Here is a 21,077-nt window from a genome sequence, read left to right on the forward strand (position 1 = left end):
TGCGCCGCCCCCGTGTGCCCCCCCGCCCGGGCCCGGGGGCCGCACGGGGGCGCGGCCCCCCGGCGGTGCGGGGGCCCGCGGCTCGCGGAGCTACTGAGGGAACTTCACGAGGCCGTAGCGCGTCGCGCCGCCGATCGTGGCGCGCACGATGGCGTTCCGGCTGCCGTCGGGCGCGAGGAAGACGAACAGGCCCTCGGCGGCGTACGGAGCGCTGGCCTCCGCCCAGACGGGGATGGGCTCGGTGGCGGCGCCGGGGAGCGCCACGAAGGAGGCGTCGTAGCGGTGGACGGCCGTGGCAGTCGCGTCGAGGAGCGCCACGTTGCCGAGGGTGTCCGCGTGCGCGAACCGCACCGAGGTCACGCCGGGGAACGACCCCATCGACGCCGAGAGGTAGTCCGCCGTCGAGTAGATGAGGTTGCAGGTCGAGAAGAGGTGGTTCCCGTTCTGCTCCACCCACAGCCGGGCCGAGGTGCACCCCGACGCCGTGCCGAGCTGGAGGAGGTCGCCGCTGTTCTGGAGCACCCACTGCTCCACCGAGCTGCCGTCCGCGACGTAGAAGCGGTTCGGGTCCGTCGGATCCGCCGCCCCGCCGGTGCCGTACAGGGCGCGCGTGGTGAGCGCGCCGTTGCTCGTGTCGAGGTCCCCGATCCACTGGCCGGAGGTCTTCGGGAAGACGAACACGTGCCTCGACGAGACGGCGGCGAGATCGTTCACCTGGAAGTTGGCGGAGATCGAGCTCGTGACGGCCGGCGTCGCGCCGAGCGAGACGACCCGCAGCCAGACGTCGTCGCCGACGACCGCCGTCGCGCCGCTGGCGAGCACGCCGACGACGTTCGGCGCGGTCTGGAGCGCGACGCTCGCGGTCTCGGCGCCCGTGTTGGCGTCGAGCACCCACAGCCTGCCGCCGCCGGCGACCGCCGGGTCGGCGCCGACGAGGACGATCTTGCCGGCGGCGTACTCGGCGTCGCGCACCTCGTGGCCGAGGTCCTGGATGTGCGGCCACGCGGTCACCGTGACCGTATCGCTCGTGCAGGCCCCCGGGCGATCGCAGACCGTCACCTGCAGCACGTAGTCGCCGAGCAGGTCGGGGGTGAAGCTCGCGCTCGCCGTGTCGGCGCCCGTGAGCGAGCCGGCGGTCACGGCGCTGCCGGTGGGCGTGTCGACGACCGTCCAGGCCCACGTGAAGGTCGTGTCCCCGTTGACGTCGGAGGCGCTGGCCTGCGTCGCCACCGAGGGCCAGACCGTGGGGGTCGCGGTGCGGTTCACGGCTCGTGCGGGCCCCGCCTCGGCGACGGGGGCGTCGTTCACGCAGGTGACCGTCTTCGGGACCGTGGTGGTGTTCACGCCGTCCGTCGCGGCGAGCGTGACGACCCAGTCGCCCTCGTCCGCGGGCGCCGGCCCGCAGGTGACGGGCAGCGAGACCGCGCCGCGGCAGGAGCCCGGCGTGCCGGCGGGCTGCGCGGTGCCGCCGGGCGGCGTCACCGTCCAGCTGCACTCGAGCGGATCCCCGTCGGCGTCCGCGACCGTCCCCTGCGCCGTGAACGAGACGTTCCGCGACTGGGTGGCGGGCACGGTGACGGTCACCGCCGGCGCCGTGTTGATCGCCGTGACGACGACCGTGTCCGTGTTCGTGAGGAAGCCGTCAGACACGGTGAGCGTGAGCTCGTAGGGGCCGGTCACGTCCGGCGTGAACGAGGGCGTCGCGCCGGTGGTGCTGGAGAGCACCGCGGTGGTCGAGCCCGGGGGTGGGCGGAGCGACCAGGTGTACTCGAGCGCGGTGCCGTCCGGATCGCTGCTCGCGTTGGAGAGCGTGAACGGCACGTGGCGCGGGACGGTCGCGTCCGCGCCCGCGTCGGCGACGGGCGCGCGGTCCGGCGCGCAGGTGTTCGTGTCCATCCGGCACAGGCCGCTGCAGCACTCGTTCGAGAAGCCGCAGGTGTCGCCGTCGACGCGGCACTGCACCTCGCTCGTGCAGTGGCTCGCGACGCACACGCGCGGGTAGCCGCAGTCGTCGCTGTTCCGGCACATCCCGCCCTCGAGCGGGTTGCGCATGCAGGTGCCCTGCACGCAGCCGTAGGAGCAGCAGTCGGCGTTCTCGCCGCACGCGGTGCCGGTCGGCCGGCAGGAGGCGTCGGGGGAGGTGATCGTGTCCTGCTGGCACGCCGCGGCGAGGAGGGCGGCGAGGGCGACGGCGAGCTTCGTGCTCGTGGGGAGGCGCATGGTGGATTTGCTCCTAGAGCCGGAACGAGACGCCGGCCGCGAACGACCAGTCGGCGCCGCCGTCGAGGTCGTAGCCGACGGAGAGGGGCTCGAGATCCAGGACGAGCTTGGGCGAGAGGGCGACGCTGCCGCCGAGGCCGAGGCGGAAGATCCCCGTGGTGGACGTCTGGGTCTCGCGGATCCGGCCGACGAACACCTGGTCGACGAGGACCGTCACGCGGTGGTGGACGACGCCCACGCCCGCGTCCGCGCGGACCGCGGCCTTTCCGCCGCGGAGCGGCAGCGCGAGCCGCACGCCCGGCGTGGCCTCGAAGCTCACGCCGCTCGTCTCGATGCCGTCGGCCTCCTTCGGCCGGACGTAGACCGCGCGCAGGGGGGCGACGAGCCCGACGGAGAGCCCCGCGGGCGTGCGGGAGAGCGGGAGCACGCCCTCGAGCCGCAGCATGGGGGACAGGTCGCCGCCGTCCTGGCTGCGGGAGAAGCCGAAGAGCGCCGCGGCGCGCAGCGGGTCGCGCCCGCCGGGAGTCGACGCCGGCAGGCGCGAGGTGCCCGGCGGCGGCGGCGGGAGCGGGATCGCGCCGGACTGGGCGGCGGCGGCGCCGGCCGCGCCGGCGAGGACGAGCGCGAGGAGCGCGCGGGCGAGGAGGGGGATCTTCATGGCGGGTCCTCCGGAGCTCACAGGCGGTGGCTCGCGGACACGAGGAACGAGAAGGCGGAGCCGACGCCGTCGCCGAACCGAACGTCGAAGCCGACGAGCTGGGCGCCGACGCGGACGTTCGGGGTCGGCGTGAACGCGAGCCCGCCCGCGAGCCGCGCCACGCCGGCGACGCCGCCCGAGACCGGCTCGACGTGGCCGATGCCCGGGACGTCGACGGAGCCGGAGGCGGCGGTGTAGGCGACGCCGAGGCCGGCGTCTCCGTGGATCCAGAGCTTCGGGCCGAGCGCGTAGGTCACGCGCGCCGCGGGCACCACCTCGAAGAGGTTCGCGCCCCACTCCATCGCGACGGTGCCCATCATCGGCACGGGGACGTCCTGGGAGTCCGACGCGTGCAGCACCCCCGCGGAGATCACCCAGCCGAGCGCCGCGCGCGGCGAGAGCGCGCGCACCGTGCGCTCCGCGTCGACGCGGAGCTTCAGGGCGCTGTAGCTCGCGTCCCCGATCCCGAACTCTGCGCCGAGGAGCGTCGCGATCCGCCACTCCGGCTCGGCGAACCAGCCCGCCGGCGGCTCCTGGGAGAGCCCGCCCGCCGTCTCCGCCGCGACCGGAGCGGACCCCTGGGCCACAGGGGCGGGAGCGGGCGCGGGCTCCGCGGCGACCGCGGGCGCGGCCGGCGCCGCGAGGGCCTTCGCCGCGGGCTTCTTCGCGGCGCTGGCCGGCGCGCGCCGCGAGGGCGACGTCTGCGCCCGCGCGGCGGGAGAGGCCGCCAGGGCGGCGGCGAGGACGACTGCGAGGCGGCGTGCGATCATGAGATCCACCCAGGGGGAAAGTTCGCGGGAGGTTAATTCACCGCACGAGAGTTGTGAACGAAACGTGAACGCCGCGCGCGTCGCGTGATCCTGGGATGAGTGGAGGTGGGAGGGGCGGCGCGGCGTGGCGCGCCCACGACGGCTGCGGACGGGGGCCGAGGTGGCTATGCTCTCGAGCGACCGCGGGACTCGTCCGCGGCGCTCGGAAGACGGAGGTGCAAGTGGCGGAGTCGGCGGAGCTGAGGGACGCGTGCGCCGAGGCGGCGCGACGGGGCGGGGCGGTGCTGCGCGAGAAGTGGGGCGGGAAGCGCACCATCGAGCTGAAGGGCGGGATCGACCTCGTCACCGACGCGGATCGGGCGGCCGAGGCCGCGGTCCTCGGGTTCCTCCGGAGCCGCCTCCCCGGCGCAGCCATCCTGGCGGAGGAGTCGGGCGTCTCGGGGGGCGACGGGGGCGAGCTCCGCTTCTTCGTGGACCCGCTCGACGGGACCACCAACTACGCGCACGGAGTGCCGCACTTCGCGGTGAACGTCGCGGTCGCGGACGCGCGCGGCCTCGCGGCGGGCGCGACCTACGACCCGCTGCGCGACGAGCTCTTCACCGCGGCGCGCGGCGAGGGGGCGTTCCTCGGCGACGTCCGCCTGCGCCACTCCGGCCGCGCCGAGCTCGTCGGCTCGCTCCTCGTGACCGGGTTCCCCTACGACATCCACCAGCACCACGACTACCCGCTGCGGCTCTTCGGCGCGTTCCTGCGCCGGGCGCGCGCGGTGCGCCGCTTCGGCTCGGCCGCGCTCGACCTCGCCTACGTGGCGGCGGGCCGGTTCGACGGGTTCTGGGAGCAGCGGCTCAAGCCGTGGGACGTCGCCGCCGGGATCCTCCTCGCGCGGGAGGCCGGCGCGCTCGTCACGGACATGGCCGGCGGCGAGCGCATGCTCGACACGGGCGACATCGTCGCCGCGCCGCCGTCGCTGCACGCGCCCATGCTCGAGGTCATCGGCTCGGTGCCGCGCTGAGCGGCGGGGCGCCTGCGCCGGCCGCGGGCGCCTCCAGCGCCGGCGTGCCGGGCGGGCCTCCCGAGGCGCCGGCGGCCGGGACGGCCGTCACGGCGGCTGCGGCCGGCGCGGGGGAGGGCGGGCGCGGGGCGCGGGGCGGCGCCTTCCCGGAGGCGGGGTCGATCCCGAGCAGCGACTCGGGATCCACGAACAGCCCGCCCACGCGCACGCTCCAGTGCAGGTGCGGGCCGCTGGCGCGCCCGGTCGCTCCGAGGAGCCCGATCCGCGCGCCGCGCCGGACCGCCTGGCCCGGGCGGACGTCGATGCGGGAGAGGTGGAAGTAGGCCGTGAACACGCCGGCGCCGTGAGAGAGGAGGACCGTCCGCCCGGAGAGGTAGGCCTCCCGCACGAGGACGACGACGCCGTCGTTCGCGGCACGGATCGGCGCGCCCACGGGTCCGGTCACGTCGGCGCCGTAGTGGACGCTCTGCTTCACGCCGTCGAACACGCGCTTTTCGCCGAAGTGCCCGGAGAGGCGCGCGCGCCGGGGCCACGCGAAGGCGCGCCGGAAGCGGGGCGGCTCCGGGGGCCGCGCGTAGGCGGCGTCGAACGCGGCCCGATCCGCGGCGATGCGCGCCGTGACGTCGGGCGGCGGCTCCACGAAGCGGGCGGGCACGCCGGAGATCTCGCGCGCGGGCCAGCCCGGCTCCACGACGGCGAGCGTGGCCTCCGTCCGCGCGCCGTCCGAATCGATCCGGGCCGCCAGCGGGCCCACGGCGGTCTCCGTCGGGAGCGGGGCGAACGCGCGCCACTCGCGGCCGGCCCGGAAGAACGAGAGCGGCCGGCCCGCGAGCTCACCGCGCGGCTCGGAGCCCGCGCCGGCGACCCGGACGAGCACGGCGTCGCCCGGCCGCGCGGCCGCGGGCGCGATCGAGGCGGTGAGGCGCGGCGCGGCGGAGAGGAGGAGCGCGAGGAGCGTGGAGGGGAGCGGCATGGCGGCGGCGTTGCGCGAGACGACGGTTCGAGACTGCGATCACCTTCTGTATCGCGTGGCGGGCTCGGTCGCTCGGCGACCGTCCCCGAGCCCTGCATCACCCCTCGAGCCCGAGCTCCTGCTGCAGCGACTTCACGATCCGGAAGTACTCGGTGCGCGAGTACTTCACGTTGAGGACGTGGAAGTCCTTCTTCGTGAGCCCGACACAGCCGAAGCAGTAGGTGCACTCGGAGCAGGCGCGGGAGAGGACGAGGTAGCTCGACTGCGTGCAGTTCTCGCTCGCCACGCAGTAGGCGCAGTCGTGGCAGCCCTCGCAGTCGGTGCAGTGCGTGAGGTGGCTCGACGACCGGCAGCCGCGCGAGTGCGTGCAGCGGTAGCACTCCACGCAGTCCGTGCAGAACATGCAGCTCGTGCAGCGCTGGCAGCCCTCGCAGCGGATCGAGCCGGGGTTCGACGCGTCGCCGGCGTACTCCCGGAGGAGCCGCTGGAGCTCGGCCTCGAACTCGCGCCGGGACATGACCGGCGGCGGCGGCGGGCGGAGGTCCTGGAACGTGCCCGACGCCGTGTCGATGAACATCGCGCCCTTGATCTCGCGGACGGGAGCCGGCGGCCGTGGGGGCGGGGACGCCGCGCGCGAGGCTTCCGCGGAGGCGACGATCCGGCCGGGCTGGCGCGGTGGCGTGGAGGGAGGGGGCGGCGGTCGCGGGGCGGCGCTCGGTGCCTCGCCCGGCTCGGGGGCGGCGGGATCGGGGCGGCGCGGGTCGTCGGCCATCGTGAGCATCCTGCCCCGGATCCCGGCCGAAGGGAATTGGGCCTACGGGCGGAGGGTCCAGCGGATGATCCGGCCCTCCTCGAGCAGGCCGACGCGGCGCACGCCGGGGGGGAGCTCGTCGGCGTGGTGGGAGACGGCGAGCAGGCCCGCGCCGTCCGCGCAGGCCTCGGCGAGGACCGCGAGGACCCAGGCGCGCGAGCCGGCGTCGAGCCCGGCGAGGGGCTCGTCGAGGAGGAGCGCCTCCGGGCGCGGGGCGAGGGCGCGCGCGAGGAGGAGCTTCCGGAGCTCGCCGTAGGAGAGGGTGAGCAGGTGCCGGTGCGCGAGGGAGCCGATCCCCAGCCGCGCGAGCTCGACCCGCGCGGCTTCGCGCTCGGACTCGCTCGGCGGGACGGCGAGGCCGATCGTGCCCGCGAAGCCCGACAGCACCAGCTCCTCGCCGGTGGCGTCGAAGCGATGGCGCGCCTGGAGCTCGGGGGACACGACGCCGATCCTCCCGCGCAGCTCCGGCGCGCTCGCGCGCGTACCGAGATCGAGCCGCGCGACGGTGCCGCGCGCCGGCTGCTCCTCGCCTGCGAGGAGGCGGAGGAGGGTGGACTTGCCCGCGCCGTTCGGGCCCACGATCGCGAGCTGCTCGCCGGGCGCGACGGTGAAGGTGACGTCGCGCAGGACGGCGCGGCCCTCGACGAGGACGGTGACGTCGGAGAGGGAGAAGAGGGTCCAGGTCGGAGTCGAGGTCGAGGTCGGGGTCGGGATCGGGATCGGGGTCGAGGTCGGGATCGAGGTCGAGGTCGAGGTCGAGGTCGCGCAGTCGAGCCCACCCAGGAACGCCGCGCGGCTCTCCTCCCTCACGACCCTCCCTGCCTCCATCACCACCACCCGCGCGATCTCGGGGACGATCTCGTCGGGCCGGTGCGTCGCCATCACCACGGCGGTGCCGCGCCGGAGCACCTCGGAGACATGCGCGAGGAAGGCCTCCCTGGCGCGCGCGTCGAGGCCGTCGCAGGCCTCGTCGAGCACGAGCAGCTCGGGGTCGGGCGCGAGCGCGCGGGCGAGGAGGACCCGGCGCGCCTCCCCGCGCGAGAGCTCCAGGATCGAGCGACCGAGGAGCGGCGCGACCCCGAGCAGCGCTGCCACCTCGCCGATCCGGGCGCTCTGGGCCGGGGTGGCGCGCTCGGCGGGATACGGCGCGTCGGAGAAGCCCGAGCGGATGACGGCCTCCACCGGGAGGTCCCAGTCGTGCCGGACGTAGGCGTCCTGCGCCTCGGGCGCGACGAGGGTGAAGCGCTCCCGGACGCCGATGGGGCTCTCGCTCTCTCCCTCCGGGCCGTGGAAGAGCCGGCGCCCGGCGCTCGCGGGGTGCGGCCAGAGCTCGCCGCGGAGCAGCCGGAGGAGCGTCGACTTGCCGGAGCCGCTCGGGCCGACGACGGCGAGCCCCTCGCCTCGCCGGATCGCGACGGACACGCCGGCGAGGAGGACCGCGCCGGAGAGCCGGACGTCCACGCGGTCGAGGGTGACGAGGGGCGTTGGCACGCCCCCCGTTCATAGATCGGAACGCCGGCGGAGACCCTGGAACGTGATTCGCGGCACCGAACTGTCGTCTAAAACGCGGCGATAGTGCCCAGGCTCCCGGTCCAGGCGTCGCCGTCGAAGTCCCGGTCCACCTCGGCCGTGATGCGGACGTTGCGGCGGTAGAGCCACTGCAGCGTGAGCGCGCCCGACTCCGCGTCGGCCGCGTCGTCGTCCGAGCGGACGAGGTTGTAGAGCGCCACGACCGCAAAGCGGCCGTCGGGCCCCGTGGGGAACGCCAGCGCCTCGACGAAGCCGCCGCGGGTGACGAGGTCCTCGTCCCGGGGCCCGAAGCGCGGGTTGGAGTCGCGTCGCTCCAGGTAGACGGCCGAGAGCTGGACGCGCTCGGTGAGCCCGACCCCGACGTGCGGGCCCCAGTAGACGATCGTGTCGTTCACGCCCCCGCGCCGCTCCCGGCCCCAGTAGCCGAACCCGGCCAGCCGGACCGGGCCAACGTCGCCGGCGAGGTGGAGCGAGACGTTCTTGTACGAGTCGGTGTCGAACCGTCCGCCCTCCACCGCGCCGATGCCGCTGCCGTTCGTGACCGTCGCGACCGCGGCCACCGGCCCGACGTCGCTCGTGAGCGCGACGCCGCGATCGTAGGTGAGGTCCACGCCGGACTCCCCGACGCGCGTCTTCAGGATCTGGTAGTCGAGCCGCTCGAGCCGGAGCTCGCGCTTCGCGATCGGATCCGACACCTGGAACTGCCCGGCGAGCACGTTCACGGGCAGCCCGAACACCTCCGAGAACTGCAGGTACGCGTCCTCGATCTTGCCGGGCTCGCCCTGCTCGAGGATGTAGTACGCGTAGAACCCGATCTTGTCCGCGATCCGCCCGCCGGCGAGGAGCTTGAACGTCCAGGGCGTCTCGAAGTCCAGCTCGGGCGAGCGGTCGCTCACGGTGCCGAAGGCGTCGAACCGCAGCGCGAGCGGGAACTCGCGGGGCAGCTCGAGGAGCGGATCTCCGAGGTCGAGCGTCGAGCGGGCGGGCTCGGCGCCCGGCTCGAGCGCGAACCCGCGGCCCGCGAACTGCTCGCCGTAGGGCTTCAGCCGCGGGAACGGGGCGTGGCAGGTCGTGCACGAGAAGCGGTAGCGCCGCGCGAACGCGGGGATCCCCTCGGCGGGGCCGGGGGCGGCGAGCGCCGTGACGACCGCCGCGACGAGCGCGGCGGCGGGCAGGGACGACTGGGCGCGACGGGTCACGGCGGGCTCCTCAGGGCAGGACGGTGAAGGTGGTGCGGTGCGTCGAGACGAGGACGGGCTCGTACTCGTCGCGCGGGACCTTCAGGTACTCCGCGACCGAGGAGACGAGCCGCGAGTACCAGACGGTCGCGGTCACCGTGACCGGCCCCGCGGGCAGCTCCGGCGGCGACCAGGTGAAGGTCTCCGCGACCGCCTGCAAGGGCGCGATCCGGTAGTCGGTCCCGAGCTTCGCGGTGTTCCACTGGGCGATGGTCATCCGCCCCTTCTCGTCGAAGTACGGCAGGCGGAAGATCCGGTCGCCGGCGGGCACGAGCCCGTCGCGGGGCAGGCCCTGGAACCCGGCGGTCCCCTGGATCTCGCCGATGTCCTGGTACGCGAGCGCCTTCGGGTCCGCGATCGTGTACTCCTCTCCCGGGAATCCCTTCCGGTCGACGCGCAGCGGCCACACCTTGCCCGACGCGTCCTTCGCCTCGACGTGCAGCCACAGCACGCGCTCCTCGGCGGAGCCCGACGGGATCTTGTGGCCGGCCTTCGCGTTCACGATCACCGCGGTGAGGCGGATGGGATCGCCCGGCTCGACCTCGCGCGACTCGGGGTGGATCCGAACCTCGGCGACGCCCGCGAGCTTCCCTGCGTCGTGGGCGCCGTGGAACAGGTGCTGGCGGATGTCCGCGCGCTCCTCGCCCATGCGCGCGCTCCGCCCGCGCGCGGGCGGCATGTGGCAGTCCTGGCAGACGATGCCGGCCCTGGCCTGGGGGCTCTCCTTCCACTCGAGCTGGGTGGACTTCACCCACACGCCCCAGGGGTCCTGCTCGTTGTGGCACGTGCCGCAGAACTCGGCGGTGCGGAGGAACGGGTTCTCGCGCGTCGCGTGGTACGGGCTCTTCACGCCCTTGCGCGTGCCCTGCTTCGTCTTGCCCGGCTCGGAGATCCAGTTGTAGTTCACCGACGGATCGCCGCCGCGGGCTACGACGGTGTGGCAGAGGTCGCACGAGACGCCCTCGTTCGCGCGGGTCCCGGCGGCGACCGGCTTCGGCGGGATGTCCCCCGCCAGGAACGCGAGCGGAGCGTGGCAGCCGTTGCAGCCGGCCTTCACGCCCTTCACCTTCTCGACCTTCTCGGCGTGCGGGACGGCGAGCTGGAAGTACTCGATCTCGTCCCAGGCGTGCGTGAACGCCTGCGACATCATCGCCTGCTCGTGCTGCCGGGAGATGTCCACGTGGCAGCCGGCGCAGGCCTGGGGCTTGTCGTAGTCCGCGTACCTGCGCGTGCCGAGCGCGTCGTCCCCGGCCTTTCCTGCCGGGCGCTCGGCGGCGAGGGCGGGAGCGGCGAGCGCCAGCGCGAGGGCCGCGGCCGCGCGCGCGGCGAGACGGATGGTGCACATGGCCTGCTCCTCCCGGGCGCGCCCTCTCCCTTCGCGTCACGGATCGCGGCGATGCTACGCACCCCTCCCGCGCGCCGGACGGCGTCGGGCGGGGCAGCGACCTCATGACGCGCTCGCCCGCCTGGGCGCCCACTGGCGCGGCGCTCGACGGGGCTTCGCGGTGACCAGCGGGGCGGCTGACTAGGAGGGTGGGGGCGCCTCGCCCGCGCCGCGGGCGTCCCTGTCGGAAGACGCCATCCGATGGACGTGCGCCTCGAGCCGGCCCAGCTCGTCCATGCTGCGCAGGCGGGGGCTCCCCGCGGGCACCTCTCCCGTCTCCAGCCGGCGGCGCAGCTGTCCGAGGCGGCGGAAGACGAGCAGGTGGACGAGCGCGAACATCGCGGCGGCTCCCGCGAGCGCGAGGGCGAGGAGAGAGACCTTCAGCCTGGGCGCGCCCGCCTCGAGGGCGGCGTGCTGCGGGGTGAAGTCGTGGAGCACGACGAGCCCGCCCACCTTGCGCCCGGCGGCGTCCCTCAGCGGGACGATCCCGCGCAGGAGGGCCCGGCCCCCTCGCTCGACGTGACCGAGCAGGACCCCATCCTCGGGGAGCGCCTCCACGTCGCCGTCGTAGTCGAGGATCCCGTCCGTGAACGAGGTGGAGTCCACGACCACCACGTCCGTCCGATCGTTCCAGGTGTTCTGGCGCGGGCCGAGGACGCTCGCCCAGGCGCGCTCGTCGAGGAACTTCTTCTTCACGAGGAGGCCGTAGTCGTCGCCGGTGCGCGCCTTCATGTCGCGCAGGAAGCGCTCGAAGTCCTGGCCCAGCTCGACGTAGCCGAGGAGCTCGCCCGCGACGATCCAGGGCCGCACGGCGCGCAGCGCGAACGCGGTCTTGCCGAGCTCCTTGCCGGCGCCGAGCTCGCGCGTCTCCTGGGCGCGGTGCAGCGTGGCGCGATCGACCGGGTCCCCGAAGAGCTCGGGGAGGTGCACGCGGAGGAAGACCCTGGGCGGATCCTCCGCCAGGTGGAAGTAGAAATGGGTGATCCCGTCCCGGTCGCGGATCGCCTCGAAGATCGGCGCCGAGGCGGCGAGCAGGCGCGGACGGTCGCGCGCGGCGAAGGCGTCGCGCAGCTCGGGGTTCGCGAGCAGCGCGTCCGCGGTCGCGGCGAGCTTGTCGAGCTCGGCCTGCTCCTCCGAGGCGAAGGCCTCGGCCGCGCGGTGGAGCGAGACGGCGGCGGCCGCCTCGACGTTGCGCTCGATCGTCGCGTTCGCGAGCCGCGCGCTCGCGACCCCGACCGCAAGCGCGATGACGCCAAGGGCGAAGGCGAGCTTCACCTCGACGGGCAGGCTTCGCATCAAATCTCCGGTCGCGCCCCCGAGCGACGCCGATCCATACCACGATCGAGGGACAGGAGGTCGCCTCGCTCGCTCGCCACGTTCGAGGACACGGTGCCGGTCGCGAGCGCGGCGGCGCCGGACGGTGGGAGCGCCCGCGAGCCGCACGTGGCAGGATCCGACGGTGACCCAGGAGATCCTGGACGTGCCGCGGGAGGCGGCGGGAGAGCGGCTCGACCGCTACCTCGCTCGGGCGCTGGCATTGCCCGTGGAGCGGGTGCGCGGGCTCATCGAGGGACGGCGCGTGCGGATCCGGGGCAAGGCCTGCGCGATCCAGCGACGCCTCTTCGGCGGGGAGCGGATCGAGCTCGAGCGGCCGCCGCCGGCCTCCTCCGGCTTCGCGGTGGGGCCCTCGCTCGCCGTCCTGTACGACGACGAGGACTGCCTCGTCGTCGCGAAGCCGGCGGGGCTCCCGGTCGAGCCCGCGGGCCCGGCCTCGCCCTCGGCGGTCGGCGCGGCGAGCCGGCTCGGGCGCTTCGACGTGGATGGACGGGCGGTCCCGGGGTTGCCGCACCGGCTCGACCGCGACACGAGCGGCGCGCTCCTCCTCGCCCGCCACGATCGCGCGCTCGCGGCGCTCCGCGGGTCGTTCCAGGCGGGCGCGATCGAGAAGGAGTACCTCGCCCTCGTGGCGGGGGCGCCCCCGGACCAGGGCGCGCTCGACACGCCCTACGGCCGCGACCCCGCCGATCCGCGCCGGTTCACGACCCGTGTGGCCTCCGCCCGGCGCGCGCGGCTGTCGTTCTCGGTCGAGCGGCGCCTCCCCGGCGCCGCGTGGCTGCGGGTCGTGCTCGACACCGGTCGCACCCACCAGATCCGCGTGCAGCTCGCCGAGGCGGGGTTCCCGGTGCTGGGGGACGCCGTGTACGGCGTTTCCTCCGAGGTCATCGCGCGCCAGGCGCTGCACGCCGATCGGCTCGCGTTCCCGCGGCCCGGCGACGGAGCGAGGGTGGAGGTGCGCGCGCCGCTCCCGGAGGATCTGGCGCGCGCGATGGAGGCGCTCGCGAGGAGCGGGTGAGGGTCAGGGCCGCGGGGTCGAGACCGGCGCCGTGGGGGTCGAGGGCGGGGTCGGGGCCGGCGTCGCGGTCGGGGTCGGGGTCGGGGTCGGAGTCGGAGTCGGAGTCGTGCTCGCGCCCGCCGTAGCGCTCTCGTCCTTCTCCCCCGGGAACCTCACCACCTTGATCTGCTCTCCCCGGTCCTGCGCGATCCGCCGCCGCCAGCTCTCCGGGTACTCGGGGTGCGTCACCTTCCCGTGCTCGTCGCGGACGTTTCCGTCGAGGTACTTCACGATGAGCGCCTCGCCGAGCTTGCGCCAGCGGGCGGTGGTGCGGTCGCCCTGCTCGACCGAGTACTGGGTGAGGTAATCGCGCGCGAGCCCGGGGGAGGTCGCGTGGAGCGCGAGCGCGGACTTCTCGACCTCCGCCTGGCGCGAGAAGAACCCGCTCTCGAGCTCGCCCTGCACCCGCTGGATGTCCTGGATCATGTCGCTGTAACGCGAGTAGGCCCAGTTCGAGACGAAGTTGAAGACCCAGAACGCCGAGTCCCAGCTGAACTCCTGGAAGTTGCCGCTGCCCACCGCGAACGTCTTCGGGACCGAGCGGTTGCCGCAGTACTGCGGGACGTACACGGTCGAGTAGGTGTCGTCGAGGCCGAACCAGAGCACGCCGCCGATGGCGCCGGGGAGCCAGTCGCGCGACTGGGCGACGAAGGAGAAGCCGGTCTGCTGCGTGGAGATGGCGCGCTCGTGCAGGTACTCCGCGCCGTCCACCTTCCAGGTCATCGGGCGCCAGCGGTAGGGCAGGGCGAACGGCCCCGCGCCGACGCCCTGGGAGAGGTCGAGGGGCGTGCCCTCGAAGTGATCGCGCATGAGCTGCATCGCGCCGCGCACGGAGATCTTCGCGTCGGCCTTCACCCAGAGCGGCAGGCGCGGCGCGCTCGGTCCGCCCAGCACGTAGTCGGAGGAGAGCTTCAGCGAGGGGGCCACCCGGCGGAACACGCTCCACACCCGCGCCTCGCAGGCACGCAGGGCGCCCGCGGTCATGGGCGCGTAGGTGTCGGCGAAGCTGAAGTCCTCGTCCTTGCCGGTGAACCAGCCCTTCTCCCGGGCGAGCGCGACGACGTCCTTCGCGTACAGCGTGTTCTTGTCGTTGCGCGGGAACTGACGGATGCGCGCCTGGTTCGCGTGGGCGGAGACGTGGCCGTCCGGCACGCGGCGGGCGACCCACACCGCGCCCTTCCGCCCGGGCCCCTTGCCGACCATCTCGAGGATCCAGACCTCCTTCGGATCCGAGATCGAGAAGGACTCGCCCTCGCTGCGGTAGCCGTACTCCGCGACGAGCCCGGTCATGACGTCGATCGCCTCGCGCGCGGTGCGGGCGCGCTCGAGCGCGATGTAGATGAGGCTGCCGTAGTCGACGCCGCCCTTCGGGTCGACGAGCTCCTCGCGGCCGCCGAAGGTGGTCTCGCCGATCGCGACCTGGTGCTCGTTCATGTTGCCGACGACGTTGTAGGTGACCTCCGCCTGGCGGACCTTGCCGAGGTAGCTGCCCGTGTCCCACTCGAACACGTCGCGCATCGCGCCCTGCGGATGGCTCGCCGCGGGCGTGTGGTACAGCTCGCCGTAGAGCTCGTGCGAGTCCGCGGCGTAGGTGATCATCGTCGAGCCGTCGGCCGTGGCGCCGCGCGCGACGAGGATGTTCGTGCAGGCGCGCGCGGGGTGGGCGGCGAGCGCGGTCGCCGCGGCGACGGCGGCGAGCGGGACGGCGAGGCGCTGGCGCAGGGGGAGGATCATGGGCGCGCAGCATACCGGACTTGACCGGTCGCAAGCGCGCCCCGCGACCAGGACGGGCGGCCGAGCCGGGCCCGGGCGCGACCTCCTCCGGCGGGCCGACGGCGTCCCGGCGCCACCGGTCCCTCGGGCGGGGCCCGTGGGCGGGCGCCGCCAGCGCCCTCCGGACAGTCAAGTCTTGTCGGGCGCGCGAGCGCGTGTCACAACGCCCGGCTCCGATGCTGGACCTCTCGACGCTCAACCCACCGCAGCGCGAGGCCGTCACCACCACCGAAGGGCCGCTCCTCGTCCTCGCCGGCGCCGGCTCGGGCAAGACCCGCGTCATCGCGCACCGCGTCGCGTACCTGCTGCAGCAGGGGGTCGACCCGGAGGAGATCCTCGCGGTCACCTTCACGAACAAGGCGGCGGGCGAGATGCGCGAGCGGGTCGCGGCGCTCGCGGGACCGCCGGGCGTCGAGGTGTTCGTCTCGACGTTCCACTCGTTCGGGCTCTGGATCCTCCAGCAGGAGCACAAGGCGGCGGGCCTCCCGAAGCGCTTCGCCATCTGCGACGCCGGCGATCAGGCGGCCCTCGTGAAGCGCTGCATGCGCGAGGTGAAGGTGGACGACCGCGCCTTCGACGCCGGGCGCGTCCTCTCGCTCGTGTCGCGCGCGAAGAACGCCGGCAAGAAGCGCATCGCGCCCGGCGCCGAGGGGCAGGGGGACGACTACGACCTCGTGGCGAGCGAGGTGTACCCGCGCTACGAGCAGGCGCTCCGGGCGCAGCGCTCGGTCGACTTCGACGACCTCATCGCGAAGCCGGTCGAGCTCCTCGCGCGGAGCGCCGAGGTGCGCGGGAGGATGCAGCGGCGCTTCCGCTACCTGCTCGTGGACGAGTACCAGGACACGAACGTCGCGCAGCTCGAGCTCCTGAAGCACCTCGCCGGCGAGCGGCGGAACGTGTGCGCGGTGGGGGACGACGACCAGGCGATCTACGGCTGGCGCGGCGCCGAGGTGCGGAACATCCTGCGCTTCGAGCGGCACTTCCCCGGCGCGAAGGAGATCCGCCTCGAGCAGAACTACCGCTCGACCGGCCGGATCCTCGACTGCGCGAACGCCGTCATCGCCCGGAACGCGGAGCGCAAGCCCAAGCGGCTGTTCACCGCCGCCGGCCCCGGCGAGCCGGTGCGGGTCCTCGCGCTCGGGCAGGAGGAGGACGAGGCGCGCTTCGTCGCCGAGGAGATCGCCCGGCTGCGCCAGGAGGGCCGGCCCTGGGCCGACTTCGCGATCCTGTTCCGCCTGAACGCGCAGTCCCGGCCGCTCGAGGAGGCGCTGCGCGAGGCGTCGATGCCGTACCGCGTCCACGGCGGGCCGGCATTCTTCGACCGGGCGGAGGTGCGCGACCTCCTCGCGTACCTCAAGGTCTGCGTGTCGCCCCAGGACGAGGTGTCGCTCGCGCGGATCGTGAACGTGCCGGCGCGCGGGATCGGCGACGCCTCGCTCGAGCGCGTCCACGCCTGGGCGGTCGAGCGAAGCGTGCACCTCTTCGACGCGCTCCGCCGCGCCGGCGAGATCCCCGACCTGCCGCGCGGCGCGCCGGAGCGCATGGCCGCGTTCGTCGCGCTGGTGGAGAAGTTCCGGGCGCGCTTCGAGGAGGGGAAGGTCGCCGAGGCGGCGCGCGCGCTCGTCGCGGAGGTGGACCTCTACGGCCACGCGCGCGCGAGCGTGCAGTCGTTCGAGGCGGCGCAGCGCAAGGTGGACGCGCTCGACGGCATCCTGCGCTCGCTCGAGGCGTACGAGCACCGCACCGCGCGGCCGTCCGTGGCCACCTGGCTCCAGCGCCTCGCGCTCGACTCCCGCTCGGAGGAGGACCCCGCGGCGGACGAGGGCATCACCCTCATGACGCTGCACGCCGCGAAGGGGCTCGAGTTCCCGGTCGTGTTCCTCGTCGGCGTCGAGGAGGACCTGCTCCCCTGCGCCGGGATCCAGGGCGAGGCGCGCGACCTCGACGAGGAGCGGCGGCTCGCCTACGTCGGCATCACCCGCGCGCGCGAGCGGCTCTACCTCACGCGCTCCGCGACCCGGACGAAGCGCGGCAAGCTCCTGCCGCGCACGCCGTCGCGCTTCCTCGACGACCTGCCGGCGGAGGCGCACGAGCGGGTGGATCCCGCGGCGCTGTCGTCCTCTCCCGAGCAGGTGGCGGCGCAGACGGAGAGCGTCATGGCCGCGCTGCGCGCGCGGCTCGGCGGGCAGGCGAAGAGCTAGCCCTACCGCCTCGCCACCGCCTGCACCACACAGTGCACCCCCTCGACCACCTCGGACATGCGGCGGTAGTCGAGCGTGTCCGGGGTGTCCTCGGGCGTGTGGTAGCGCGGGTTCCGGAAGAACGCCGTGTCCGTCACCATCACCGCCGGGTAGTCGAGATCCCAGAAGCTCCGGTGGTCGGCGAGGTCCACGCCCGGCGTGTCGCGCGAGGCGACGAGGGTCTCGACCGGCACCGACGACGCGTAGCGCATGGCCGCGGCGATCTCCGCCACCATCCCGGCGTGCCCGCTCCGGCCGACGACGGCGATGAAGTTGCCGGTCGTCGGGTACGCGCTGCGCTTCATCCCGACCGGGACCGACTGGCTCCCGGGCGCGTCGGAGAACGCGCCGATCATCTCGAGCGACATCATGAGCCGCACGCGGACCTCGGACTCCTTCAGCGAGCGGGCGTGCACGACGCTCCCCATCGAGTCGGTGGCGAACCCGGGAGGCTCCTCGAGGGTGTAGGCGGCGAGCTCGACGCGGATGGGGGGCGGGCTCTGGGCGAGCATGCGGGCGAGCTCGAGGAGGCCCGCCACGCCGCTCGCGTCGTCGTCCGCGCCCGGATCGTCCCCCTCGGCGTCGTAGTGCGCGCCCACGATGATCCGCTCCGGCGTGTCCGGGCCGAAGCGGGCGAGGACGTTCCGGTAGGTGGAGCGGAACGCCGGGTAGGTCTGCTCCTCCACCTCGGCGCCCGCGGTCCGGAACGCCTCCGCGAGGAACGCGCCCGCGCGGGCGAGGTTCCCAGGGTGCGCCGCGCTGCGGGGCTGGAAGCGGCTCGCGAGCGCCTCCACGTCCGCTCGCAGCCTGGAGGCGTCGGCGCGCACGGCCCGGCACGCCACCTCGGCCGCCGGTCGGGGCCGCGGGTGGGCGCACGCAGCGAGCAGCGCGGCGGAGCCGAGCACGAAGGGGATCCTGGCGCGCATGGGACGAGTTCACACCGCGAGGCGCGCTGGCGCAAGCGCGGCTCGCGCTCCGCCCTGCGGGGGAACGGACGCCTCCTCTTGTGGGGGCGCCCCGGAGAATGTAGATTGCGCCGGCCTCAGCAGGACGACGCCCGCGATCGCGCGGCGGCCGGGTTCGCCCTTGACAAAGGGACGGCCCTCCTCTAAAAGGCGCGTTTCCAATTTCGGGATTTCCGCAGGTTTATCCATGGCCAAAGGCACCACCCACAGCGCGACGAAGGCCGAGGCCCTGAAGGGCCGGAAGTGGTGGCTCGTCGACGCGAACGACCAGACGGTCGGGCGCATCGCCACCCGCATCGCCTCGATCCTCAAGGGCAAGCACAAGCCGCTCTACACGCCCTCACTGGACACCGGCGACTTCGTGGTGGTCGTGAACGCGGGCAAGGCCCGGTTCACCGGCAAGAAGGAGACGGACAAGGTCTTCTTCACGCACACGATGTACCCGGGCGGCGAGAAGCTCACCCCGATGAACAAGCTGCGTCAGCGCCATCCCGAGGACATCCTCGAGAACGCCGTCCGCCGCATGCTGCCTCGCAGCGCGCTCGGCCGGCAGATGCTGACGAAGCTCAAGATCTACGCGGGCGACCAGCACCCGCACGCCGCGCAGAAGCCCGAGGCGCTCCCCCTCGCGCAGTAAGGAAAGACGAAGATGGCGACTCAGGCGAACATCTCGGTCGGCCGGCGCAAGGAGTCGGTGGCCCGCGTGCGGCTCGTTCCCGGGACCGGGAACATCACGATCAACGGCCGCGCGATCGACACGTACTTCGGACGCGAGACCTCCAAGATGATCCTCGTCGAGCCGCTGAAGCTCGTGGATCAGATGGGCAAGCTCGACGTCCTCGTGACGGCGCGGGGCGGTGGCCTCTCCGGCCAGGCCGGCGCGATCCGGCACGGCATCAGCCGCGCGCTGTGCGACATCAACCCGGAGTACCGGCCGATCCTCAAGAAGGCCGGCTTCATGACGCGCGACGCCCGCGCGGTCGAGCGCAAGAAGTACGGCCGCCCCGGCGCCCGCAAGCGCTTCCAGTTCTCGAAGCGCTAGCCCGATCGACGAGCCTCATCTCAACGGCCGGCCCGCGACCCGCGGCGCCGGCCGTCGTTCGTTTCCGGCGCGTGTGCCGGCTCCCCGCGCGGCGGCCGCTCGAGCCCGCGCGGCGCGATCAGAGCCACGGCTCGGTGAGGCCCGCGGCGCGCTCGCCGAGCTGCATCTTCAGCGGGCGCCGGCGCCAGGCCTCGAGGCGGACCTCGCTCGAGCGCTCGAGGTCGATTGCGAAGCGCTCGGCGATGCGCCGCGCGATCCTCGGCGCGTCGCAGACCACCGACGCCTCCCACAGGAACGACAGGCTCTGCGAGTCCATGTTCGTGGACCCGATGACCGCCACGTCGTCCGCGACGAGCGTCTTCGCGTGCATCATGGACGCGCCGTACTCCCAGATGCGCACCCCTCCCCGCAGCAGGCGCGAGTAGGTGCGCCGCTGCCCCGCGCGCACGAGCGGCTGATCGTGGTGCGGTCCCGGCGCGAGCACGCGCACGTCGACGCCGGCCCTGGCGCGCGCGATGAGGACGTTCTGGAGCGAGCGGTCCGGCACGAAGTAGGAGTTCGCGACGAGGAGCCGCCGCCGCGCGGAGGCGATGAGCGCGTAGTACATGCGGGCCGCGGTCGTGGTCCGGGCCCACTTCGGCGTGCTCGCCACCACAGCGGCGTGGACGTCGCCGGCCCGCTCGAGGCGCGGGTAGGCCGCCCCCGGCAGCGGCTCGCCGCGCGCGGCCTGGAGGCTGTGGTCGAAGGCGCGCTGCAGGTCGGAGACGATCGGGCCCCGGACGCGGCAGGCGGTGTCCCGCCACTCGTCCGGCCCGACGCCGTCGCCGAGCCAGCTCTTCCAGATCCCGAACCCGCCCACGTACGCCGTGCGGCCGTCGAACACGAAGATCCGCCGGTGCGAGAGACGGAACGGATCCGGCCACGGGCGGTGGACCCTGAGCTCCACGCCGTTCGCGACCAGCCGCCGCTCGAGCTCGGGATCGAAGCGCGGCTCGGCGAGCCGCTTCGAGCCGAACCAGTCGAGCACGATCCGGCAGGTGACCCCCGGGCGCCGCTCGAGGATCGCCTTGCCGATCCGCGCCGACGGGTCGCCCTTCCCCATCCACATGAACTCGCAGATGTGGATGTGCTCGCGGGCGCTGCGGATCTCGTGCTCGAGGGCGTCGAAGATCGCGCCGTTCTCGATGAGCTCGACGGCGTTCCCGTCGCGCACCGGCACGCCCACCTCGCGCTCGAGGAGCACGTCCAGCGGGACCTCGTCCGCGTACCTCAGCATGCGCCGGGAGAGCTGGGCGCGCCGCAGCCGGCGGGTGAGGTGACCGCCGAACGCGGCCGCGACGGCGCCCGCCGCGAGCCCTGCCAGGATGGGGCGCGTTCGCACGATCGAACGTTCTGCACCCCCTGCCACGGCGGCACGGCACCCGGGTGTGCCGGCCACGACGGGATGACGAACTTCCCCGCATGGCGCGCCGATCGTTCCGCCCGGGCCACGCCGCCGTGGTGGTCGCGGGCATCGCGGCGGGCGCGATGCTCGTGGCGCTCGTGTTCTTCCGCCTCGAGTGGCGCGGCGGCCCCGCGCTCGTGCCGCGCTTCGACCTCGGCGCGTTCGTCCGGCGGCTCCCGGAGCACGCGCGCTGGCTGCCCGGCTTCCTCGCGCTCGCCGCCTCGCTCTTCGCCTGGCGGGCGCTCGTCTGGCGCCTCGTCTCCCCGCCGCCGCGCCCGCGGTACGTCGAGGCCTACCACGCGACCGCGCTCGGCGCGCTCGTGCACAACACGGTTCCCGGCAAGCTCGGGCCGCTCGCGGCCGCCTTCGTGCTCTCCCGCAGCTCGCGCGAGCCGTTCGCGGCGGCGCTCTCGTCCCAGCTCGTCGCGAAGCTCCTCGAGATGGGCGCGGTGGTGGCGCTCGGCGCGGCCGCCGCCTTCGCGCTGCCGCGCGTGGAGGGGCTCGGGCGGGCGGTGGTCGTGGGCGCGGCGGTGTTCGTGGGGCTCGCCGCGGCGGCGGCCGGGGCGGCGCTGCTCGCGCCGCGCG

Annotated in this window: 18 protein-coding genes; 6 read left to right on the top strand and 12 right to left on the bottom strand. The window is 74.3% G+C overall.

Annotated elements, in window-relative coordinates; genetic code table 11:
* Positions 1-90 precede the first annotated feature (90 nt).
* The 3 genes from MNZ29_RS15735 to MNZ29_RS15745 are packed head-to-tail and all read right to left on the bottom strand — an operon-like array spanning position 91 to position 3,687.
* The gene (locus MNZ29_RS15735; RefSeq protein ID WP_242355841.1) at positions 91-2,220 is read right to left on the bottom strand and encodes an Ig-like domain-containing protein; all 2,130 of its coding nucleotides are present in this window, start codon (positions 2,218-2,220) and stop codon (positions 91-93) included.
* Between the two features lie 13 nt (positions 2,221-2,233).
* On the bottom strand, positions 2,234-2,878 hold the full coding sequence (locus MNZ29_RS15740; protein ID WP_242355843.1) for a hypothetical protein: 645 nt from the start codon (positions 2,876-2,878) through the stop codon (positions 2,234-2,236).
* 17 nt (positions 2,879-2,895) lie between these two features.
* Positions 2,896-3,687 carry a hypothetical protein gene (locus tag MNZ29_RS15745; RefSeq protein WP_242355845.1) on the bottom strand — a complete coding sequence of 264 codons (792 nt, stop codon included), beginning with the start codon at positions 3,685-3,687 and terminating at the stop codon, positions 2,896-2,898.
* A gap of 221 nt (positions 3,688-3,908) precedes the next feature.
* Here MNZ29_RS15745 and MNZ29_RS15750 point away from each other — a divergent pair, with 221 nt between their 5' ends.
* Positions 3,909-4,700, top strand: coding sequence for an inositol monophosphatase family protein (locus tag MNZ29_RS15750; protein ID WP_242355847.1), 792 nt, complete (start codon positions 3,909-3,911; stop codon positions 4,698-4,700).
* Here the strand turns inward: MNZ29_RS15750 and MNZ29_RS15755 are convergent.
* The 6 genes from MNZ29_RS15755 to MNZ29_RS15780 all read right to left on the bottom strand — a co-directional run bounded on the left by MNZ29_RS15755 (position 4,678) and on the right by MNZ29_RS15780 (position 11,932).
* Positions 4,678-5,673: a M23 family metallopeptidase gene (locus MNZ29_RS15755; protein WP_242355849.1), complete on the bottom strand. Its 996-nt coding sequence runs from the start codon at positions 5,671-5,673 to the stop codon at positions 4,678-4,680. The genes MNZ29_RS15750 and MNZ29_RS15755 overlap by 23 nt on opposite strands.
* A gap of 97 nt (positions 5,674-5,770) precedes the next feature.
* Positions 5,771-6,250, bottom strand: coding sequence for a caib/baif family protein (locus MNZ29_RS15760; protein ID WP_242340677.1), 480 nt, complete (start codon positions 6,248-6,250; stop codon positions 5,771-5,773).
* A 237-nt stretch (positions 6,251-6,487) separates the two neighbouring features.
* On the bottom strand, positions 6,488-7,975 hold the full coding sequence (locus tag MNZ29_RS25015; protein ID WP_242355851.1) for an ATP-binding cassette domain-containing protein: 1,488 nt from the start codon (positions 7,973-7,975) through the stop codon (positions 6,488-6,490).
* A 68-nt stretch (positions 7,976-8,043) separates the two neighbouring features.
* A complete protein-coding gene (locus MNZ29_RS15770; protein ID WP_242355853.1) occupies positions 8,044-9,213 on the bottom strand; it encodes a hypothetical protein in 1,170 nt (389 codons plus the stop codon).
* A 10-nt stretch (positions 9,214-9,223) separates the two neighbouring features.
* Positions 9,224-10,597, bottom strand: a complete 1,374-nt coding sequence (locus tag MNZ29_RS15775) for a NapC/NirT family cytochrome c (RefSeq protein WP_242340680.1) — start codon at positions 10,595-10,597, stop codon at positions 9,224-9,226.
* Between the two features lie 180 nt (positions 10,598-10,777).
* On the bottom strand, positions 10,778-11,932 hold the full coding sequence (locus tag MNZ29_RS15780) for a cache domain-containing protein (protein ID WP_242355855.1): 1,155 nt from the start codon (positions 11,930-11,932) through the stop codon (positions 10,778-10,780).
* Between the two features lie 163 nt (positions 11,933-12,095).
* Here MNZ29_RS15780 and MNZ29_RS15785 point away from each other — a divergent pair, with 163 nt between their 5' ends.
* Positions 12,096-12,989, top strand: coding sequence for an RluA family pseudouridine synthase (locus MNZ29_RS15785; RefSeq protein ID WP_242355857.1), 894 nt, complete (start codon positions 12,096-12,098; stop codon positions 12,987-12,989).
* 3 nt (positions 12,990-12,992) lie between these two features.
* Here the strand turns inward: MNZ29_RS15785 and MNZ29_RS15790 are convergent, their stop codons facing one another.
* Complete coding sequence (locus MNZ29_RS15790) at positions 12,993-14,762, bottom strand: dipeptidase (RefSeq protein WP_242355859.1); 1,770 nt, start codon at positions 14,760-14,762, stop codon at positions 12,993-12,995.
* A 215-nt stretch (positions 14,763-14,977) separates the two neighbouring features.
* On the opposite strand from MNZ29_RS15790, the gene MNZ29_RS15795 reads away from it, so the two are divergent.
* Complete coding sequence (locus tag MNZ29_RS15795) at positions 14,978-17,002, top strand: ATP-dependent helicase (protein WP_242355861.1); 2,025 nt, start codon at positions 14,978-14,980, stop codon at positions 17,000-17,002.
* 2 nt (positions 17,003-17,004) lie between these two features.
* Here MNZ29_RS15795 and MNZ29_RS15800 read toward each other — a convergent pair whose 3' ends face one another.
* Positions 17,005-17,967, bottom strand: a complete 963-nt coding sequence (locus tag MNZ29_RS15800; protein ID WP_242340685.1) for a M28 family peptidase — start codon at positions 17,965-17,967, stop codon at positions 17,005-17,007.
* 226 nt (positions 17,968-18,193) lie between these two features.
* Between MNZ29_RS15800 and rplM the strand changes: the two genes are divergently transcribed.
* Both rplM and rpsI read left to right on the top strand, forming a co-directional pair.
* Positions 18,194-18,643, top strand: coding sequence for a 50S ribosomal protein L13 (gene rplM, locus MNZ29_RS15805; protein ID WP_242340686.1), 450 nt, complete (start codon positions 18,194-18,196; stop codon positions 18,641-18,643).
* 12 nt (positions 18,644-18,655) lie between these two features.
* The gene (gene rpsI, locus MNZ29_RS15810; RefSeq protein ID WP_242340687.1) at positions 18,656-19,048 is read left to right on the top strand and encodes a 30S ribosomal protein S9; all 393 of its coding nucleotides are present in this window, start codon (positions 18,656-18,658) and stop codon (positions 19,046-19,048) included.
* 118 nt (positions 19,049-19,166) lie between these two features.
* On the opposite strand, the gene MNZ29_RS15815 is transcribed toward rpsI, so the two are convergent.
* Positions 19,167-20,429: a phosphatidylserine/phosphatidylglycerophosphate/cardiolipin synthase family protein gene (locus MNZ29_RS15815; RefSeq protein ID WP_242355863.1), complete on the bottom strand. Its 1,263-nt coding sequence runs from the start codon at positions 20,427-20,429 to the stop codon at positions 19,167-19,169.
* A gap of 80 nt (positions 20,430-20,509) precedes the next feature.
* On the opposite strand from MNZ29_RS15815, the gene MNZ29_RS15820 reads away from it, so the two are divergent.
* The coding region (locus tag MNZ29_RS15820; RefSeq protein WP_242355865.1) for a lysylphosphatidylglycerol synthase domain-containing protein at positions 20,510-21,077 on the top strand (568 nt) is incomplete at its 3' end.

The organism is Anaeromyxobacter sp. SG64 (assembly GCF_022690745.1).
Taxonomy (GTDB): domain Bacteria; phylum Myxococcota; class Myxococcia; order Myxococcales; family Anaeromyxobacteraceae; genus Anaeromyxobacter; species Anaeromyxobacter soli.

Coding starts and splice junctions, on each gene's coding strand:
- MNZ29_RS15735 (WP_242355841.1), bottom strand. CDS start 2,220: ATGCGCCTCCCCACGAGCACGAAGCTCGCCGTCGCCCTCGCCGCCCTC.
- MNZ29_RS15780 (WP_242355855.1), bottom strand. CDS start 11,932: ATGCGAAGCCTGCCCGTCGAGGTGAAGCTCGCCTTCGCCCTTGGCGTC.
- MNZ29_RS15745 (WP_242355845.1), bottom strand. CDS start 3,687: ATGATCGCACGCCGCCTCGCAGTCGTCCTCGCCGCCGCCCTGGCGGCC.
- MNZ29_RS15800 (WP_242340685.1), bottom strand. CDS start 17,967: ATGCGCGCCAGGATCCCCTTCGTGCTCGGCTCCGCCGCGCTGCTCGCT.
- MNZ29_RS15755 (WP_242355849.1), bottom strand. CDS start 5,673: ATGCCGCTCCCCTCCACGCTCCTCGCGCTCCTCCTCTCCGCCGCGCCG.
- MNZ29_RS15795 (WP_242355861.1), top strand. CDS start 14,978: ATGCTGGACCTCTCGACGCTCAACCCACCGCAGCGCGAGGCCGTCACC.
- rpsI (WP_242340687.1), top strand. CDS start 18,656: ATGGCGACTCAGGCGAACATCTCGGTCGGCCGGCGCAAGGAGTCGGTG.
- MNZ29_RS15790 (WP_242355859.1), bottom strand. CDS start 14,762: ATGATCCTCCCCCTGCGCCAGCGCCTCGCCGTCCCGCTCGCCGCCGTC.
- MNZ29_RS15760 (WP_242340677.1), bottom strand. CDS start 6,250: ATGTTCATCGACACGGCGTCGGGCACGTTCCAGGACCTCCGCCCGCCG.
- MNZ29_RS15740 (WP_242355843.1), bottom strand. CDS start 2,878: ATGAAGATCCCCCTCCTCGCCCGCGCGCTCCTCGCGCTCGTCCTCGCC.
- MNZ29_RS15775 (WP_242340680.1), bottom strand. CDS start 10,597: ATGTGCACCATCCGTCTCGCCGCGCGCGCGGCCGCGGCCCTCGCGCTG.
- rplM (WP_242340686.1), top strand. CDS start 18,194: ATGGCCAAAGGCACCACCCACAGCGCGACGAAGGCCGAGGCCCTGAAG.